Annotated in this window: 19 protein-coding genes; 10 read left to right on the plus strand and 9 right to left on the minus strand. The window is 62.0% G+C overall.

The features are described 5' to 3' along the window. The first annotated feature begins 78 nt into the window (after nt 1-78). Nucleotides 79-1,335 (plus strand): threonine ammonia-lyase IlvA, encoded by a 1,257-nt coding sequence (ilvA, locus tag NKJ72_RS13015; protein ID WP_352477415.1) that lies wholly within the window; start codon nt 79-81, stop codon nt 1,333-1,335. Next, nucleotides 1,332-1,904: a DUF1697 domain-containing protein gene (locus NKJ72_RS13020; protein WP_352477417.1), complete on the plus strand. Its 573-nt coding sequence runs from the start codon at nt 1,332-1,334 to the stop codon at nt 1,902-1,904. The genes ilvA and NKJ72_RS13020 overlap by 4 nt, the downstream gene beginning before the upstream one ends. Before the next feature lie 8 nt (nt 1,905-1,912). Here NKJ72_RS13020 and NKJ72_RS13025 read toward each other — a convergent pair whose 3' ends face one another. Both NKJ72_RS13025 and gloA read right to left on the minus strand, forming a co-directional pair. Next, entirely contained in the window at nt 1,913-2,206 is a 294-nt protein-coding gene (locus tag NKJ72_RS13025) for a DUF2218 domain-containing protein (protein WP_352477419.1), read from the minus strand. Between the two features lie 77 nt (nt 2,207-2,283). Next, the gene (gene gloA, locus NKJ72_RS13030) at nt 2,284-2,724 is read right to left on the minus strand and encodes a lactoylglutathione lyase (protein WP_254817704.1); all 441 of its coding nucleotides are present in this window, start codon (nt 2,722-2,724) and stop codon (nt 2,284-2,286) included. 215 nt (nt 2,725-2,939) lie between these two features. Here gloA and NKJ72_RS13035 point away from each other — a divergent pair, with 215 nt between their 5' ends. The 4 genes from NKJ72_RS13035 to NKJ72_RS13050 all read left to right on the plus strand — a co-directional run bounded on the left by NKJ72_RS13035 (nt 2,940) and on the right by NKJ72_RS13050 (nt 5,970). Beyond that, nucleotides 2,940-3,536, plus strand: a complete 597-nt coding sequence (locus NKJ72_RS13035) for a cold-shock protein (RefSeq protein ID WP_502901847.1) — start codon at nt 2,940-2,942, stop codon at nt 3,534-3,536. A 19-nt stretch (nt 3,537-3,555) separates the two neighbouring features. Further along, the gene (locus tag NKJ72_RS13040; RefSeq protein WP_352477423.1) at nt 3,556-4,119 is read left to right on the plus strand and encodes a DUF192 domain-containing protein; all 564 of its coding nucleotides are present in this window, start codon (nt 3,556-3,558) and stop codon (nt 4,117-4,119) included. A gap of 24 nt (nt 4,120-4,143) precedes the next feature. Further along, on the plus strand, nt 4,144-4,911 hold the full coding sequence (locus NKJ72_RS13045; protein ID WP_352477425.1) for an alpha/beta fold hydrolase: 768 nt from the start codon (nt 4,144-4,146) through the stop codon (nt 4,909-4,911). 207 nt (nt 4,912-5,118) lie between these two features. Next, nucleotides 5,119-5,970, plus strand: a complete 852-nt coding sequence (locus NKJ72_RS13050) for a LysR family transcriptional regulator (RefSeq protein ID WP_352477427.1) — start codon at nt 5,119-5,121, stop codon at nt 5,968-5,970. Nucleotides 5,971-6,271: 301 nt separating this feature from the next. Here the strand turns inward: NKJ72_RS13050 and NKJ72_RS13055 are convergent, their stop codons facing one another. From NKJ72_RS13055 to NKJ72_RS13065, 3 genes are all read right to left on the minus strand, one after another. Then, complete coding sequence (locus NKJ72_RS13055; RefSeq protein WP_352477512.1) at nt 6,272-6,871, minus strand: transglutaminase-like cysteine peptidase; 600 nt, start codon at nt 6,869-6,871, stop codon at nt 6,272-6,274. Between the two features lie 259 nt (nt 6,872-7,130). Continuing rightward, complete coding sequence (locus NKJ72_RS13060) at nt 7,131-7,748, minus strand: PilZ domain-containing protein (protein ID WP_254817716.1); 618 nt, start codon at nt 7,746-7,748, stop codon at nt 7,131-7,133. 117 nt (nt 7,749-7,865) lie between these two features. Further along, nucleotides 7,866-8,504, minus strand: coding sequence for a PAS domain-containing protein (locus NKJ72_RS13065; protein ID WP_352477429.1), 639 nt, complete (start codon nt 8,502-8,504; stop codon nt 7,866-7,868). A 392-nt stretch (nt 8,505-8,896) separates the two neighbouring features. Here NKJ72_RS13065 and NKJ72_RS13070 point away from each other — a divergent pair, with 392 nt between their 5' ends. The 4 genes from NKJ72_RS13070 (at nt 8,897) to NKJ72_RS13085 (ending at nt 12,379) form a co-directional block, all read left to right on the plus strand. Then, nucleotides 8,897-9,667 carry a rhomboid family intramembrane serine protease gene (locus tag NKJ72_RS13070; protein ID WP_352477431.1) on the plus strand — a complete coding sequence of 257 codons (771 nt, stop codon included), beginning with the start codon at nt 8,897-8,899 and terminating at the stop codon, nt 9,665-9,667. 100 nt (nt 9,668-9,767) lie between these two features. Beyond that, nucleotides 9,768-10,199, plus strand: a complete 432-nt coding sequence (locus tag NKJ72_RS13075) for a CBS domain-containing protein (protein WP_352477433.1) — start codon at nt 9,768-9,770, stop codon at nt 10,197-10,199. Between the two features lie 190 nt (nt 10,200-10,389). Then, nucleotides 10,390-11,889: an Asp-tRNA(Asn)/Glu-tRNA(Gln) amidotransferase subunit GatB gene (gene gatB, locus NKJ72_RS13080; RefSeq protein ID WP_352477434.1), complete on the plus strand. Its 1,500-nt coding sequence runs from the start codon at nt 10,390-10,392 to the stop codon at nt 11,887-11,889. A gap of 1 nt (nt 11,890) precedes the next feature. Then, entirely contained in the window at nt 11,891-12,379 is a 489-nt protein-coding gene (locus NKJ72_RS13085) for a GNAT family N-acetyltransferase (protein WP_352477435.1), read from the plus strand. Nucleotides 12,380-12,395: 16 nt separating this feature from the next. On the opposite strand, the gene NKJ72_RS13090 is transcribed toward NKJ72_RS13085, so the two are convergent. From NKJ72_RS13090 to NKJ72_RS13105, 4 genes are all read right to left on the minus strand, one after another. Next, the gene (locus NKJ72_RS13090; protein WP_254817087.1) at nt 12,396-12,737 is read right to left on the minus strand and encodes a hypothetical protein; all 342 of its coding nucleotides are present in this window, start codon (nt 12,735-12,737) and stop codon (nt 12,396-12,398) included. Between the two features lie 151 nt (nt 12,738-12,888). Further along, nucleotides 12,889-14,100 (minus strand): hypothetical protein, encoded by a 1,212-nt coding sequence (locus NKJ72_RS13095; RefSeq protein WP_352477437.1) that lies wholly within the window; start codon nt 14,098-14,100, stop codon nt 12,889-12,891. 146 nt (nt 14,101-14,246) lie between these two features. Then, complete coding sequence (locus tag NKJ72_RS13100) at nt 14,247-14,546, minus strand: hypothetical protein (protein WP_352477438.1); 300 nt, start codon at nt 14,544-14,546, stop codon at nt 14,247-14,249. A 94-nt stretch (nt 14,547-14,640) separates the two neighbouring features. Next, nucleotides 14,641-16,041: an ArnT family glycosyltransferase gene (locus NKJ72_RS13105; protein ID WP_352477440.1), complete on the minus strand. Its 1,401-nt coding sequence runs from the start codon at nt 16,039-16,041 to the stop codon at nt 14,641-14,643. Nucleotides 16,042-16,114 lie beyond the last annotated feature (73 nt).

The raw sequence follows: 16,114 nt of genomic DNA on the forward strand, positions 1-16,114 counted from the left end.
GTGGCCGGACAATGGCTTCGTGAAGCCGGATATGCAATAGCGGGACCGAATTCGGCTAGCCTGTGGGGTGCTCTTGCCATGACCAGTTTCTCCTCTCGCGTCGCTGCCGCCGCTGCCGCGATCCGCGAGATCTTTCCGGAAACGCCGCTGCAGGAAAACGACTATCTGTCGAAGAAGAGCGGCGCGCGGGTGCTGCTGAAGCGCGAGGACCTGACGCCGGTGCGCTCCTACAAGATCCGCGGCGCCTTCAACTTCTTCCGCAAGACGCTTGCCGCCGGCAACGCTGCCGAGCTGTTCGTCTGCGCCTCGGCCGGCAATCATGCGCAAGGCTTTGCCTTCGTCTGCCGCCATTTCGGCAAGAAGGGCGTCGTCTTCATGCCGGTGACCACGCCGCAGCAGAAGATCGACAAGACGCGGCTGTTCGGCGGCGAATTCGTCGAGATCAGGCTGGTCGGCGATTTTTTCGACGACTGCTACCGCGCGGCACTCGAATTCACCGAAACTGCCGGCGCGCATATGGTGCCGCCTTTCGACCACAAGGACATTATCGAGGGGCAGGCGACCGTCGCCTACGAGATATCAGGCCAGATGCCCGGCGCGCGCATGGCTGATATCGTCATGCTGCCGGTCGGCGGCGGCGGACTGGCCGCCGGCGTCACCCATTATTTCGCCGACCAGCTGCGTGAAACACGTTTCGTCTTTTGCGAGCCGGCCGGCGCCCCGAGCCTGAGCGAGAGCCTTGCCGCCGGAAAGCGGGTCAAGCTCGCCAAGGTCGACAATTTCGTCGACGGAGCGGCGGTAGCCGAGATCGGCCGCGAGCCGTTGCGCCACCTCAAGGAGTTTGCTGCCGATGCAGTGCGGCTGATCCCGGAAAACCGGCTCTGCGCGACCATGATCGAGATGCTCAATGTCGAAGGCGTCGTGCTCGAGCCGGCCGGTGCGCTGGCGATCGATGCGCTCAAGGACTTTTCCAAAAAGGAAATCAGGGGCAAGACCATCGTCGCCGTGGTGTCCGGCGGCAATTTCGATTTCGAGCGGCTGCCGGATGTGAAGGAACGGGCCCTGCGCTTCGAGGGCTTGAAGAAATACTTCATCATCCGCTTTCCGCAGCGGCCCGGCGCGTTGCGCGATTTCCTCGAATTGCTTGGTCCTGACGACGACATCGCCCGCTTCGAATATCTGAAGAAATCGGCGCGCAATTTCGGCTCGGTGCTGATCGGCATCGAAACCAAGGACCGCCGCAATTTCGACCTGCTTAAGGCGAATTTCGACGCCGAAAGCGTCCACTACCAGGACATTACCGACAACGAGACGCTCGCCGGGTTCATCATATGAGCAGCAACGATCTTCCGAACGCTCCGGCGAACGTTTTTATCGCGCTGTTTTCCGGCATCAATGTCGGCGGCAACCGCATCGTCAAGATGGCGGAGCTCAGGTCATTCTTGGAGCAGCTCGGCTTCTCCGATATCGCCACCTATGTGCAGAGCGGCAACGCCGTATTCCGGTCGCCAGACGGCGATGCGGCGATGCTGATCAGGCGGCTGGAAGCGGAATTCGAGAAGAAATGGGGCTTCCATTCGCGCATCATGGTGCGCGATCTCGGCTGGCTCGAGCGGCTGGCGGCGGACAATCCCTATCCGGAAGTGGCCGGCGAGCCGACCAAGCTGCATGCCTATGCGCTGGAGCGCCGGCCGACCGCCGAGGAGGTGGCCCGTCTGGCGGAAAAATGCACCGGGCCCGAACGCTTCGAGATCAAGGGCGACGTGCTCTACCTGCATGCGCCCGACGGCCTCGGCAAATCGGTCTTTGCCAATCTCATCCCGCGCGTTCTGAAGGTGCACTGCACGGCGCGCAACTGGCGCACCGTGCTGATGCTGCTCGAGATGGCCAAGGCCCGCGCTTGACAGGTCTTCTACGCGGCCGGAGCGCGTTTCCAGTCGAATGCCAGCTCTTCACGGAAGGCGAAGCGCTTGATGTGCTCGGCGACGACCGTTTCCAGGCGCTCGAGCGAGCCAGCTTCATCGGTCATCACCGCAATGTGCAGCGCAGCCGGGTCCGCATCGAGAACCGTGCGGCCGAGTGTCAGATCGATCGTGCCGTGGTTCGGGTCGAATTCGACGGGAAACTTGTGCGCCCAATGTTTGCACAGCTGCTGCAGATAGCGGCTGGCATGTTCGGTGGCGACGTCGACATGGCTGGCCGGCATGAATGAATTCTCCTTGGGAATGCGAACGGGAAAACCGAACCAGGGCCCGCCGACGTCCGCTCAAGATGGCGTGATGGCTACCAGCTGCCGGTGTTCGGCATCGACGCCCACGGCTCGGCCTTCGGCTTGGCCGGGCCTTTCTGCAACAGCTCGATCGAGATGCCGTCCGGCGATTTGACGAACGCCATGTTGCCGTCGCGCGGCGGCCGGTTGATGGTAACGCCATTGTCCATCAGCCGCTGGCAGGTGGCGTAGATGTCGTCGACCTCATAGGCAAGATGGCCGAAATTGCGGCCGCCTTTGTAGTCTTCCGGGTCCCAATTGTAGGTCAGCTCGATCAGCGGCGCCTTTTCGGAGATGCCGCTCTGCTCGTCTTCGGTCGCGGCGAGGAAGATCAGCGTGTAGCGGCCCTGCTCGTTTTCATGGCGACGCACTTCCTTGAGACCAAGCTTGTTGCAGTAGAAATCGAGCGAAGCATCGATGTCGGCGATGCGGACCATGGTGTGCAGATAGCGCATGATTTCCTCCTTATGTTGCGTTGCGGCGCACCATAGGGGCGGCCCGGCCAAAGGGCAATCGGCCACGCTTGCCAGCGCCGGCAAACGGCAAATCCGCTATTCCTGTACGGAACCGTGAAAAAAGGCACGTCAGGTCTTGCACACACCGGAAGCCGCGGTGTTAATCTGATACCAAGAATCAGTTGCAGTGTTTCTTGAAAAAAGGGGGCGTTCTTATGGGGGAAAAGGCCTCTTTCATGGGGCGGGACGGGGCCGGTAGCGATGCGTTGAAGCGGGATGAGAGCGCCGATACGGCCGATCTCGTCGAAATCGCCGGCGCCATCAAATGGTTCGACGTGGCCAAGGGCTACGGTTTCATCCTTCCCGATGATGGTACTTCGGGCGACATCCTCCTCCATGTGACATGCCTTCGAAAGGACGGTTTTCAGACCGCGCTTGAAGGCGCCCGTGTCGTCTGCCTGGTCAAGCAGGGCGAGCGCGGGCTGCAGGCCTTCCGCGTGCTCTCGATGGATGTCACCACGGCGATCCATCCGGCGGAGATGCAGGAGCAGCGCACCCATGTCGCGGTGACGCCGGAAAGCGGCCTCGAACGGGCGCTGGTGAAATGGTTCAACCGCACCAAAGGGTTCGGCTTTCTGACCAGGGGCGAGGGCACCGAGGACATTTTCGTCCACATGGAGACGCTGCGCCGCTACGGCATCACCGAACTCCGCCCGGGCCAGGTGGTGCTGGTCCGCTTCGGGCGCGGCGACAAAGGCCTTATGGCTGCCGAAATTCACCCCGATATGGGTACCTTGCCGGTCTCGCATTAGTTCCGGTCGAGGATTTCATATGGCTCACAGGAACCGGCTGACGGCGGGCGCGCTCTGCGCCGGGATTTTCCTCATCGTCGCCGCAAGTGCGTTCTTCTATTTTCAGCAACCGAGTTCGGCCGACGGCAAGGCGATGATCCTTCCCGTCGACCCGGCGCCGCTGGTCGCGGTGACGAAGGCCGGCGAGCGTTCTTTCTCCGTCGAAATTGCCGACACGCCCGCCGAGCGCGAGGCCGGCCTGATGTTCCGCCGGCACATGGCCGACAATCACGGCATGCTGTTCGTGTTCGGTGCGCCGCAGGATGTGAGCTTCTGGATGAAGAACACGCCGATGCCGCTCGACCTGATCTTCGTCGGCCAGGACGGCCGGATCCGGGCGATCGAGCAGGGCGAGCCGCAGTCGGAGGCGATCATCTCGCCGGACGAACCGGTGCGCTTCGTGCTCGAGCTCAAGGCAGGCACCGCCGCCAAAAAGGGCATTAAGGACGGCGACCTGCTGCGCCATCCGGCCATCGGCACGGCGCCGGGGCCGGCCATGCCGCCGCCCGACAAGGGCGACGCGCCGAGTGTCGATTCCGACTGAACGAACGGGCAGGATCTTCGGCCGATGCAGTTCTTCTCCCATGATGGTTTCGACCTTGCTTTCCTTGATCGCCAACCGGCGTCAGGGCAGGGCGATCCGGTGCTGATGATCCACGGCTTTGCCTCGAGCCATTACATCAACTGGGTGTCGCCCGGCTGGTTCAAGACGCTGAACGATGCCGGCTACCGTGCGATCGCCTTCGACAATCGCGGCCATGGCTCGTCGTCGAAGAGCTATGACGAAGCCGACTACACGCCGGCAAAAATGGCGTCCGACGCGGCAGCGCTTTTGAACCATCTCGGCATCGAACGCGCCCATGTCATGGGTTATTCGATGGGCGCGCGCATATCGGCGTTCCTGGCGCTCTCCGACCCGGACAAGGTGGCGACGCTGGTCTTCGGCGGTCTCGGCATCGGCATGGTCGACGGCGTCGGCGACTGGGATCCGATAGCCGACGCCCTTCTGGCCGACGATCCGGCAGGCACCAGCGATCCGCGCGGCCGCTCGTTCCGCGCCTTCGCCGATCAGACCCGCAGTGATCGCCGGGCGCTCGCCGCCTGCATCGCCACCTCGCGCGAATTGCTGAGCGAGGCCGACATTGCCCGCATTGCCCAGCCGACGCTGATCGCCGTCGGCACCAAGGACGACATCGGCGGCTCGCCGGATAAGCTCGCCGCCTTGATGCCCAACGCCAGGGCCTTTCACATCGAAGGCCGCGACCATATGCTGGCGGTCGGCGACAAGACCTTCAAGCAGCGCGTGCTGGAGTTTTATGCCGAGCATCCGCTTTGATGGACGGCTCCCAAAGCGACCATTGCGCCTGAAGCTGGGGTCCTTAGCGGTTTTGCAACGATACAGGAGTAAATAAGCGCGACGTGTGGATCGGTTCAAACCCGCCATGCGCTGAACGGAGGGCAGGGGGTATCATGGCACAATGGGGAAGGACCGACGCCGCTTTACCGGGCGTCATTGCAAAAAGCACGTTCGGCGAATGGTCCGTTGTTCTGGCGGAGCTTCACCCGAGCAGCCGCCAAGCTCGGCGTCACTCCTTCGGCACTTAGCCACACCATCAAGTCGCTGGAGTCGCGGCTTGGCGTCCGTCTTCTGTCTCGCACCACCCGCGACGTGGCCCCGACGGCGGCCGGTCAACGCCTCAAGGAAGGCATCGAACCGCATTTCGAAGGCATCGCGGCTGAGGTCAGCGCTCTCGGCGTCCTGCGCGAAAGGCCGTCCGGCAACATTCGCCTGGTGTGCACCGACGATTCGGTCGACATTGTCTTCCGCGCCCGGCTACCAAAGTTCCTGAGCGACTTCCCTGATATCAATGTCGAGCTGGTGGTCGATAACGCCTTCACCAACATCGTCGAGCGCCAGTTCGACGCCGGTGTTCGGCTGGGCGAGTCCATTGCCCGGGACATGGTAGCCGTGCGCATCGGAGCCGACGTGACCTACACTGTCGTCGGCTCACCCCGTTACTTCGCCCACCGGACACCGCCGCAGACGCCGCAGGAGCTGACCGACCATAACTGCATCAACTACCGGCTGCCGACGTCAGGATCGGTCTATGCATGGGAATTGCGGGAAGGAGCGCGCGAGTTCAGTGCTCGGGTCGAGGGGCAACTGACGCTTAACAACATGGGGCCGGCGATCCAGGCCGCGCTTGACGGAGTGGGCTTGGCCTATCTACCGCGCGAACTCGTCCTGCCACACATTGAGAGTGGCCTTCTTCAGGAAGTCCTGACCAAATGGTGCCCGACGTTCCAGGGTTACCACCTGTACTATCCAAGCCGACGCCATCCATCTCCGGCGTTTTCCGCCTTTGTCGAGGCGTTCCGTATCAGGGGCAAGTAACAGCGTTTCGACGGCAAACGGCAGCCCGTATCCCACAAACGATCGTGAGACAGCTTGGATGACGAAGCGCAGTTGGAGGCAAAACCGAGATAACTGTATCGAGATGTTGTTCCGCCGGAAATGGTGGAGCCGGCCCGGGGACGGGGCCGGCTCCTAAACCCGGTCGTTGGGGACGGGGAGGGTGGGGACTCGACCGGGTTTCTCCTAAAGCGCGAAGTCATGCGACGCACTTAACCTCTGTTTTATGCATGTCGTTATCCCAAAACCGCTACGCGCTTTTGGGCGACATGCCTTGGCGTCCTCAACGGACGCTGGCGACCGCGTCGGAGCGGCCGTCGTTGATCGTCACCCAGGCGCCGGAATTCCGCTCGGACTGGCGCTTCAGGTAGGTGTAGCCGGTATTGGTCCAGGACAGCACCTTGGGTTGGAGATTGTCGAGGATGAACTCGCCAAGACTGGTGCGCACGGTCAGCACAGCATGGCCGTCGCCGTTGCGCTGGCGCACGACCGTCATCAGCAGATCGCCGGCCGGCACGCCGATGCTCATCAGCTCGCGGCGCTTTTCCAGCGCATAGTCCTCGCAGTCGCCGAAGCCGTTATTGGGAAAGGACCAGACTTCCTCCTTGCCCCACATTTCCATGTCGGTGCGCGGCGCGACCTTGCTGTTGACCGAATTGTTGATCTTGACGATCGTCGCCCACAGCTTTCGGGTGAGCTCGACGGGTGCCCGGTCAAGCGTCCTCTGATTGCATTCCCGCGGAAACTGCTGGCACAATTCGTAGTGACCGACCGGCTGTGTGGTGCGGCCGCCGGTGTGCATGAAGGCCGGCTCCGCCGCGTTTGCAGTCCCCCAGCCGAAAAGCTGCATCGCTATTGCCGCCAGCAACAGCTTGCCCCTCATCCTGTTCATTATTCAGTCTCCCCGTTTGAGGAGACAATGACACGGCTGGATTTATTTGACACAAAAGCGCGAAGTAGACATTAAGTAAAACAGCAATAGAATAAACATAAAATTTGATGCAATTGAGTATAGAATTGTTTATGGATTCTAGCCGGGTGCGTTCCTTTGTTTCGTGGCACCGTTCGAACAGCTAGGATGGCGGGACGGAGGGCGCGAAGGATCGCCAGCCTCGCTTCCCGATGGCGCTAGCGCTTCCGCGTCAGCCGCGCGGTGAGCTGAATTCGGTATCGAGCGTTTCGGGCCGCTGGATGACGGCGAACTCAATGGCGATGCCATCTTCGAAATGGCGCACCACCTGGCCGCGCATGGTGCCCAGCGTCACCTGGACGCCGATGGCCGGCTTGACGTCGATCTCGATCGCCGCGCCCGACAGCGACAGGTCGATGATGCGGCACTGGTACTGGCGTCCGTCGGCAAGCTGCAGCACGCTCGTCGGGTTGCGCGGCGCGACGCGTTCGTGGCGACGGTCTTCCGGCAGGTCGAGCTCGTGCTTGTTGGCAAGCCAGGTCAGTTGCGCGGCGAGCTTGTCCCTCTTGCGCTCCGACGCGATGACGGTCATCGCAAAGCCATCCTGCAAAGTGCGGGTAATGACGCCCTCGATGCGTCCGATATGATCGATATAGGCAATGACCTTTTCGCCAGCCAGGCCGGCGCGCTCGGTGCGCAGCGAAACGTTGCCGGGCGACATGTCGACTACCTGGCAGGGATGTTCGGTGCGGTCTTCCAGCATGAAGCGTCCGTAAATCTTCACGCGGACGCGCTGAAAGTTACGCCTTTCAGCTTGGGACGGTGCATGGTCGACCGCCGCTGACCTCATCACTGCCATACCCCGTTCGGCATTCCGCGCATGGATGCGGGGAATTTCAGCGGAAAACTACAACAAAGCAGGTTAACAAAGGGGAAAACCCGGCGCTGTTGCTTTAAGCTTTGGGCATCATTCCTCGCGTCCGCCGTCGAAGACGACCAGGTGACGGATGCGGCGGGCCTGGCCGAGCGCCGAAATCGTCTCGGGCGGGTCGAATTCCGACGGGGCGAGCGAGGGAACCTCTATCGCCGGCCGGTTCTTCAGGAACATCGGCTCCTTGTCGGGATCGACGACACGGATCGAATCGATCAACGCGTCGAAAACCGGGTCCGCGCCCAGCCAGAAGGGCTTTTCGACGGCGCTTATCACGCCGAGGCAGCGCGGGCTCTCGACCCCGCCGTCGAGCGGCAGCGCGAGCAGCTCGAACCTGTTGGAGCGGCCATTGCGGCTGAAACCCTCATAGGTAATGAGGGCCGCCGATTTCAGGTCGAAGACGCCATCGGTCAGCTTCGAGATCAGCCGCTGGTCCTTTTCGCGCCACAGCGAAGGGAATGAAAACCCCTTGAGTTCGCGGCCATAGACTGCGCAAAGCCTGGTGCCGGCCAGCCGGAACACCGCTTCACCGCGCGTGTCCTTTTCCAGGATGAACGTGTCGGCCAGCAGCGACTTGATGTCGGCCGGTTCGACTTCCGAGCGCTTCGGGGCAGGGCGTCCGTCACGCAACCGGTTCCAATAATGGAACAGCGTGATCGATCCGGTCTGGTTCATGCTAATGCTGCTCCGCGCATTCTGTCTTCTGATGTCCCATCGGTGAACAGAAGGGCGCCCTCCGAAGACCTACATGCGTTGCGGAGCAGGATGCGTGCCAGCATCGTTAATACTTGTTCACGGGTCGGGGCGGTTAAGGTTAACAACTGGTTTACGTTGCGCGCCTGCCAGCCCTGTGGCACACCAAAACCACTCCAGAAGCGGTCGTTTTGCGGCGATCGGCAGCACTTCAGTCAAGAGTTCAGGGGGAGCAAGGGGGCTCGACCAGCCGTTCAAGGGAAACCTTGGACGGCTTCTTTTTTGATTCGGGCCTGCTGATTCGCCGTTTGTGATTCGGTTGGCCGTGATCTACATGCTCGCGAAGTCCAATCCAGCGACTGAGTGCAAGCCATATGAGTGACCCAGAAAGCCCACCGCAGATCGAGCAGGGCCAGGGTGGGCCTGTCGCCCGCGAACCGGAGCAGCGTCGCGAGCCGGTGTTCAACCTGCCGCCCGTGGTGCTGGCGGTGATCGGCATCTGCGTCGCGGTCCATCTGATCCGGGTCTATTGGCTGACCGACGACCAGGACTTCGAACTGCTTGTCCGGGCTGCCTTCGTGCCGATCCGCTATTCCGGTCGCTTCGACCTGGATTTCTTCGCGTTTTCAAGCCCTTTTACCTATGCCTTCCTGCATGGCGGCTTTGCCCATCTTGCCATCAATATGGTGTGGCTTGCGGCCTTTGGCTCACCGTTGGCCAACCGCTTCGGCGCGCTGCGCTTCAGCCTGTTCTTCGCCGCCACGGGACTGGCGGCGGTGGCGCTGTTCTGGGCCATGCACCCGCTTGGCGAGGCACCGCTGGTTGGCGCCTCCGGCGCGATTTCCGGCATGATGGGCGCGGCGGCGCGCTACGGCTTCCGCATCGACCGCTCGTCGGGCAAGGCCGCCTTCGCGGGCCGGCCTTTGCCGATGGCGGCGGTCCTGCGCTCGCGTGGCGTCGTCACCTTTCTCGCCATGTGGATGGTGATCAACCTGGCGACCGGCCTCTTCGGCCTGGCGCCCGGCATTGACGGCCAGATCGCCTGGGAAGCCCATATTGGCGGCTTTCTTGCCGGCTTCTTCGGCCTGCGGTTTTTTGATCGGCGAGAGCAGGTGCCCCGGCAGACGGAGGAGCCGGAGAGCTGAGACCTCCGCACTTGAAAAGCAGCCGATCGCGGCGCACCATGTTCATCCTAGGGAAAGCCGGCCAGGGCAGGAGCCGGCAGGAAATGCAGAGGAGGACGCCATGACTGTTAAGGCAATTCTCGAGGCAAAAGGCCACGACGTGGTGACGCTCGGGCCGAACGAAAAGCTCAGCGAAGCCATCCGCATGCTTTCCGAACACAGGATCGGCGCGCTGGTCATCACCAACGGCGATCACAAGATCGTCGGCATTCTTTCCGAGCGCGATGTGGTGCGGGTTCTCGCCAAGGAGGGGGCCGCGGCGCTCGACCTTGCCATCCGCTCGGCGATGACGCCCAAGGTGAAGATCTGCAATGAGAACCACACCGTCAACGAGGTGATGGAGATCATGACCGAGGGCCGCTTCCGCCATCTGCCGGTGGAAAAGAACGGGCTGCTCGACGGCATCGTGTCGATCGGCGATGTGGTCAAGCGGCGCATCGAGGATGTCGAGCGCGAGGCCGAGGAGATCAGGGCCTATATCGCCACGGCATGAGGCGGCGGCGGCCGGGTTGCCGGCCATTTGAATTTTTCAAGCTGTTATAGCCGTCCATCGCGGCAACTGCGGGCCTGTGCCGCGTCGGCGCCTGCGGCTTGGCGCTTGTCTCGCGAAGCGGTTTGCACTAGCGAAGTTGCACACCAAACTATGCGTTCCGCATATCCACAATTCCAATATGCAGGCCCTTATGAGCATCATCGATACTCGCACGCCCGACGCCAAGCGCCTGGTTCCCGGCGCCACCGGCGACTGGGAGATCATCATCGGCCTCGAGGTCCACGCGCAGGTGACCTCGCAGGCAAAGCTGTTTTCCGGCGCCTCGACCACTTTCGGCGCCGCGCCGAACGCCAATGTCAGCCTGGTCGATGCGGCGATGCCTGGCATGCTGCCGGTGATCAACGAGGAATGCGTCAAGCAGGCGATCCGTACCGGTCTGGGCCTGAAGGCCCAGATCAACCACAAATCGGTCTTCGACAGGAAAAACTATTTCTATCCCGACCTGCCGCAGGGCTACCAGATCTCGCAGTTCAAGCAACCGATCGTCGGCGAGGGCAAGGTGATCGTCTCCGTCGGCCCCGACCGGCAGGGCGAGTTCGAGGATATCGAGGTCGGCATCGAGCGCCTGCACCTGGAGCAGGATGCCGGCAAGTCGATGCACGACCAGCATGCGACGATGTCCTATGTCGATCTCAACCGTTCCGGCGTGGCGCTGATGGAGATCGTTTCGAAGCCGGATCTGCGCTCCGCCGATGAAGCCAAGGCCTATGTCACCAAGCTGCGCACCATCGTGCGCTACCTCGGCACGTGCGACGGCAATATGGACGAAGGCTCGCTGCGCGCCGACGTCAACGTCTCGGTACGCCGGCCTGGCGGTGAATTCGGCACGCGCTGCGAGATCAAGAACGTCAACTCGATCCGCTTCATCGGCCAGGCCATCGACTCCGAGGCGCGTCGCCAGATCGCCATCCTGGAGGACGGCGGCAAGATCGACCAGGAAACGCGGCTGTTCGATCCCAACAAGGGCGAAACGCGCTCGATGCGTTCCAAGGAAGAAGCGCACGACTATCGCTATTTCCCGGATCCCGACCTTCTGCCGCTGGAATTCGACCAGGCCTATGTCGATGCGCTGGCAAAGGACCTGCCTGAACTTCCGGACGCCAAGAAGGCACGGCTGATCTCCTCGCTCGGCCTGTCGACCTACGACGCCTCGATCCTGGTATCGGAAAAGGCGGTCGCCGACTATTTCGAGAAGGTGGCCGCTGGTCGCGATGGCAAACTTGCCGCCAACTGGGTCATCAACGATTTGCTGGGTGCGTTGAACAGAGCCGGCAAGAGTATTGAAAATGCTCCGGTTTCGCCCGATCAGCTCGGCGCAGTCATCGATCTGATCAAGGAGGGCACCATCTCCGGCAAGATCGCCAAGGATCTGTTCGAGATCGTCTGGAGCGAGGGCGGCGATCCGCGTCAGTTGGTCGAAAGCCGCGGCATGAAGCAGGTCACCGATACCGGGGCCATCGAAACGGCGGTGGACGAGGTGATCGCAGCCAACCCGGACAAGGTCGAACAGGCGCGCGCCAAGCCGACCATGGCCGGCTGGTTCGTCGGCCAGGTGATGAAGGCGACCGGCGGCAAGGCCAACCCGCAGGTGGTCGACGAGCTAGTCAAGGCCAAGCTCGGGATCGAATAGGATGTTCGTCCGCACCGCCGGCGAGCGCGATCTTGCGGCGGTGCGCGCATTGCTGGTCGAGACATGGCACGCCACCTATGACGCCATCTACGGCGCGGCGCGGGTCACCGAAATCACCGACGAATGGCATTCAATCGCCGCGCTCAAAGCGCGGTTGACACGACCGAACTCGGAATTCCTGGTCGCCGACGACGGCAAAAGCATTGGTGGCATGGCTTTCGCGGCCGCCACGACGGATGCCGGGGTCGTCATGCTGAACCAGCTTTACGTGCATCCGGCCTGGCAGAGGCAAGGCATCGGCAAGGCCCTGCTGGACGAGATCGAGGCCAGCTTTCCGGAGGCCCGAACGCTGCGCGTCGAGGTCGAGGAAGCAAATGCTCCGGCCGTTGCCTTTTACCGCTCGAGAGGGTTCACGCCCGCCGGCAACACGGCCGATTGCGGCGGCGCCTCAGGATTGCCGGCGCTGGTTTTGGAGAAGGCGATCGGCTAGCTCGTTCGCCTGGCGCTCAGTTGCGTTTCACGGGCAGGTTGGAGCAGCCGGCGGCGAGAAACTCGCACGGCAGGCTGCCGCCGCCGCCCGACGTGTGCGGGGGCGTAGCGGCTTCGATCTTTTCGACCTCGTAATATTTCGAGGTGACGCCCCATTTTTTAACGCCCTGGCACGTCGAGCGCACGCCAACCTCCGTCGCCTTTGCCGCCGTCTTGTAATAGGTGGTGATCCGGCAGGATTGGCTGACCGGCAGCGCGTTCGCCGGGATCGTGACCGGCGGCAGGAAGTTCGGGAAGGCAAGCAGCGAGATTGCCGCAATGATCCGGACGGCGGGCATGGTGTGGGGAAAGTGCAGCATCGTGCGTCTCCATCGATGGCGCCGCTCGCTCGTGGCGCAGCGGCGCGTTTGTTCCCGCAAGATCAGGCCATGAAGCCAGCGCTGCCGCATCTGCCGCGCGGGGGATGGCGGCAGCAGTCTGAACCGCCGCCATCATCCGCGAGCGGCTGCGTCAGGGCGTTTTCGGCTTGATGAGCGTCTTTATCGGAACGGCGACTTTTGGGGGCCGGACCGTACTGGTTCCACCATCGACGGCCAGCTCGCCGCTGTTGAGATAGCGCACCGTATAGTGCAGCTCATAGGCGGGAACTCTTATCCATGTAGGCTTGGGATTGAACTGGTCCGGAGGCCTCGAATACCACTTCGGGATCTGCATGATCTTGGAACCGGCACCGAATCCCGCAGTCTTGGCCGCTACTGCGAAGGCGCTGTCTCTGGGATCGTTCGGCGGCTGGTCGACATTGCCGATGACCACCAGCGAATCGTATTTTCGCGCGTCGAGCCGTACTGCGGGAAGGTTCAGCGCAGCCGCGTCGCCTTCGCGCATCGTCAGCGCCCTCTGAAGGCCGTCCTCATTGGCGTAGACGTTGAGGTTTATAGCCTCGGATTCCGCATAGACGACATTGTTGTGGAAGTCGCGGGCTGGCAGGCGTGTGAGGCTGTCGAAGGTGACTTCAACCGTCGGCTTGGCTATGGCGTCCGTCACCACCAGGTTGCGCCGCGGCACCGTCCAGAAGATGAGATCATCGCCGGTAGCCTGCGTGCCGGCATCGGAGCCGTCTATTGCCGAGCATTTCGAATTTGGAACCGGCGTCGTCACCGGTAGGGGTGCCGAAAACGAGTTGCGTACCTGCGCGTCGATGTAATTGCCGACGTTGAAAACGTCCTCGAGGATATTGCCGCCCTCAAAGCTTGCCGGGCCGGGTTGCGAGCGGATGATGACCTGGCTGGAATCGGTCTGCCAGCCGCTGCAGAAGACGTTGACGTCTATGGGAATGCCGATGTGGCGGTCGGAGGTCACAGGGATCGAGACTTTGATGGTCAGGATGTAAGGAACTTTGACAAACCAGCTGTTCGGCTGGTTCAGCATCTGCGTCGCAAAGCGCGACGGCCGCCATTGCTTCAGCGATTCGATCGATGCGCGTGACGATCGTCCCTGGGCGGCCAGCTGTGCGTTGGTGGCGTCGACCTTGGCTTGCGCCAGGTTGCGGACGGTGTTGGTGATCAGGAACACGCCGAGTTCGGCTTTGCACGGCTTGTTCGATTGTGTGGCGTTGCATGGGGCAAGTGCCGCACTGGGAACCGGCGGCCCCGAAGGCGGCGGCTGGGCGGCCGCGGTGGCCGCCATCAGGCAGAACAACAGCATCATGCAGGTTTTCAACATGGTATCCTCGCTCTATCGTTGGAAACCACCCTCCGGCTAGACAGCAGCACTTCTTCGTTGGCGGTTCATCGCGCGCACGGGGGATGAACCGCGAAACGTCGCGCCGGCCCAGCGACGTCGAGCCGCCGTCCCCTCGGATCGGACATCTACTGCTTCACGACGCCTTTGGTTGTCGCCTTCGGCGCGACGACCTTGGGCTTGGGGGTTTTCGGGCCAGGGTCGACTATCAATGCGGCCGTGCAGGAGCATTTTCCCGAACCGCAGTTCAGGTCGCCCTTGCACATTTTGGAATGCCGCATATCGGTGCAGTCGGCGGTCCCGGAGCAGGAGCAACTGCCTTGCCCGATCGTTCCGGACTGACATTTGAAGCTCCATGCCGGATCGGCGGCAAGGCCGGCCACAGCGAGCGATAAGGCAAAAAGCGTCGTTGAGATGAGCTTGCGCATGAATACCTCCCGGTTCTATCGAGCGATGGAACCACGAAGCAGCAAGGCCTTCATCTCCCGCGCGGGGGACGAACTCGCATACCGGTGACGATCGTCAATGCTGTCCCTTCAGCACGACGAGATAACCGCGTTCGACGCGAAGCCGGAAGGCGATTTGCCCTGCAGTGCCGGGATCCTTGGAAACCTTGTCGATGACATAGCCGCTGGGATGCGAGCCAAGCCATTCTTCCGGTTTGTCGGTGCTTTCGAACGGCCTTTGCAACCGGGCCAGGAAGCCGACTTCGCCTTGATAGTCGAAAGCCACGGCCCAGTCCGCATCCTTTCGCTCGTCGATGAAGTTGGCGAGCGGCGTCAGGTCATAACGTTTGAACGCGGTTGCCGATGCCACCGCGTGGCCGATGCCGAAAATGACAAGCATGACGACGGCCGAGCTTTTCAGCCTGGCGAGCGGGATCTCCGCCATGAAATACCCGAACAGGATGGTCACGAACGGCAACATCGGCACGACATAGTGAGGCTGCTTGCCGGATATCGCGCTGAACGCCAGCAACACGGCAACGAACGAGAACGACAGCAGGCGCAAGGCGCGCAGATCCGGCGACTTCGTCTCGATCAGGCTGCGTATCCGCGTACGCAGCTTCAACCGCCAGACCTCGGGTATGAAAATCCACGGTATGAACATGACCGGCAGCAGCAGCAGATAGAAATAGAACGGCCGGCCGTGTGAATTGCGCAAATTGCCGGTGACGCGCCCCGCCGACTGGTTCCAGACCAGATCATAGACAAAACTGCCCTTTGTCAGGATCGTCGCCGGCACCAGCCAGATCGCCACCGGAATCAGCGCGGCGAGCACTGCCAGGCCCACTCCAGCGAGGAAGTTCGGTGTCGTCAGTCCCGCCCGTCGGTCGCGCCAGAACGGATAGAACAGGATGGGCGCGGCGATATGGATGAGCACCACAGGGCCTTTCGTCAGCACGCCCATGCCGATGAACAGCCCGGCCAGAACGGCCTGCCAGCGGTTGCCGCTCCGGGCAAAGGCAATCAACGACAATAGCGCGGCGAGCACAAAGACCGTCAGCAACAGGTCGAATAGGATCAGCGTCGAATAAATGACGAACACGCAGCTTCCAGCAACCAGCCAGGGGATGCGTCGTGCTATGTCGTCGCGGCCCGGAAACAGGGTCTTTGCCAAAGCCGTCGTCAGCCAGATGACGAGCGAGGAGGCGGCGAAGATGACCAGCATCGCGGCCGGCCGGCTGGCGCCGAAAATCTTCCAGACAAGGTCGATAAGCCAAAACAGCAGCGGCGGTTTCTGCAGATAGGGCGCGAAATTCATCGTCGGGACGAAGATCTGTCCGCTCAGATACATTTCCCAGGTGACGCTGAGATATCGCGTTTCGTCGACGGGCAGCAGAGGCCGGAAAGCGACTGCGATTACGATCAGCCCAAGCAAAAAGAGGTAGGGGAGCAGCCGCTCGGTAGATGTCGGTGTCAAAGATTGAGATCCGCGCCAGAAACCATTTTCTTTCCAGCCGAGCAGAGTGCCGCGTTTCTGGACCGCGAACGAC

It is taken from the genome of Mesorhizobium sp. M0045 (genome assembly GCF_040323385.1).
Lineage (GTDB): Bacteria > Pseudomonadota > Alphaproteobacteria > Rhizobiales > Rhizobiaceae > Mesorhizobium.

Excerpts from the sequence above, each read along its gene's own strand:
- NKJ72_RS13060 (WP_254817716.1), bottom strand. The coding sequence starts at position 7,748 with ATGAGGTCAGCGGCGGTCGACCATGCACCGTCCCAAGCTGAAAGGCGT.
- gatB (WP_352477434.1), top strand. The coding sequence starts at position 10,390 with ATGAGCATCATCGATACTCGCACGCCCGACGCCAAGCGCCTGGTTCCC.
- NKJ72_RS13055 (WP_352477512.1), bottom strand. The coding sequence starts at position 6,871 with ATGAGGGGCAAGCTGTTGCTGGCGGCAATAGCGATGCAGCTTTTCGGC.
- gloA (WP_254817704.1), bottom strand. The coding sequence starts at position 2,724 with ATGCGCTATCTGCACACCATGGTCCGCATCGCCGACATCGATGCTTCG.
- ilvA (WP_352477415.1), top strand. The coding sequence starts at position 79 with ATGACCAGTTTCTCCTCTCGCGTCGCTGCCGCCGCTGCCGCGATCCGC.
- NKJ72_RS13020 (WP_352477417.1), top strand. The coding sequence starts at position 1,332 with ATGAGCAGCAACGATCTTCCGAACGCTCCGGCGAACGTTTTTATCGCG.
- NKJ72_RS13035 (WP_502901847.1), top strand. The coding sequence starts at position 2,940 with ATGGGGGAAAAGGCCTCTTTCATGGGGCGGGACGGGGCCGGTAGCGAT.
- NKJ72_RS13065 (WP_352477429.1), bottom strand. The coding sequence starts at position 8,504 with ATGAACCAGACCGGATCGATCACGCTGTTCCATTATTGGAACCGGTTG.
- NKJ72_RS13090 (WP_254817087.1), bottom strand. The coding sequence starts at position 12,737 with ATGCTGCACTTTCCCCACACCATGCCCGCCGTCCGGATCATTGCGGCA.
- NKJ72_RS13045 (WP_352477425.1), top strand. The coding sequence starts at position 4,144 with ATGCAGTTCTTCTCCCATGATGGTTTCGACCTTGCTTTCCTTGATCGC.
- NKJ72_RS13085 (WP_352477435.1), top strand. The coding sequence starts at position 11,891 with ATGTTCGTCCGCACCGCCGGCGAGCGCGATCTTGCGGCGGTGCGCGCA.
- NKJ72_RS13070 (WP_352477431.1), top strand. The coding sequence starts at position 8,897 with ATGAGTGACCCAGAAAGCCCACCGCAGATCGAGCAGGGCCAGGGTGGG.
- NKJ72_RS13025 (WP_352477419.1), bottom strand. The coding sequence starts at position 2,206 with ATGCCGGCCAGCCATGTCGACGTCGCCACCGAACATGCCAGCCGCTAT.
- NKJ72_RS13095 (WP_352477437.1), bottom strand. The coding sequence starts at position 14,100 with ATGTTGAAAACCTGCATGATGCTGTTGTTCTGCCTGATGGCGGCCACC.
- NKJ72_RS13040 (WP_352477423.1), top strand. The coding sequence starts at position 3,556 with ATGGCTCACAGGAACCGGCTGACGGCGGGCGCGCTCTGCGCCGGGATT.
- NKJ72_RS13100 (WP_352477438.1), bottom strand. The coding sequence starts at position 14,546 with ATGCGCAAGCTCATCTCAACGACGCTTTTTGCCTTATCGCTCGCTGTG.
- NKJ72_RS13075 (WP_352477433.1), top strand. The coding sequence starts at position 9,768 with ATGACTGTTAAGGCAATTCTCGAGGCAAAAGGCCACGACGTGGTGACG.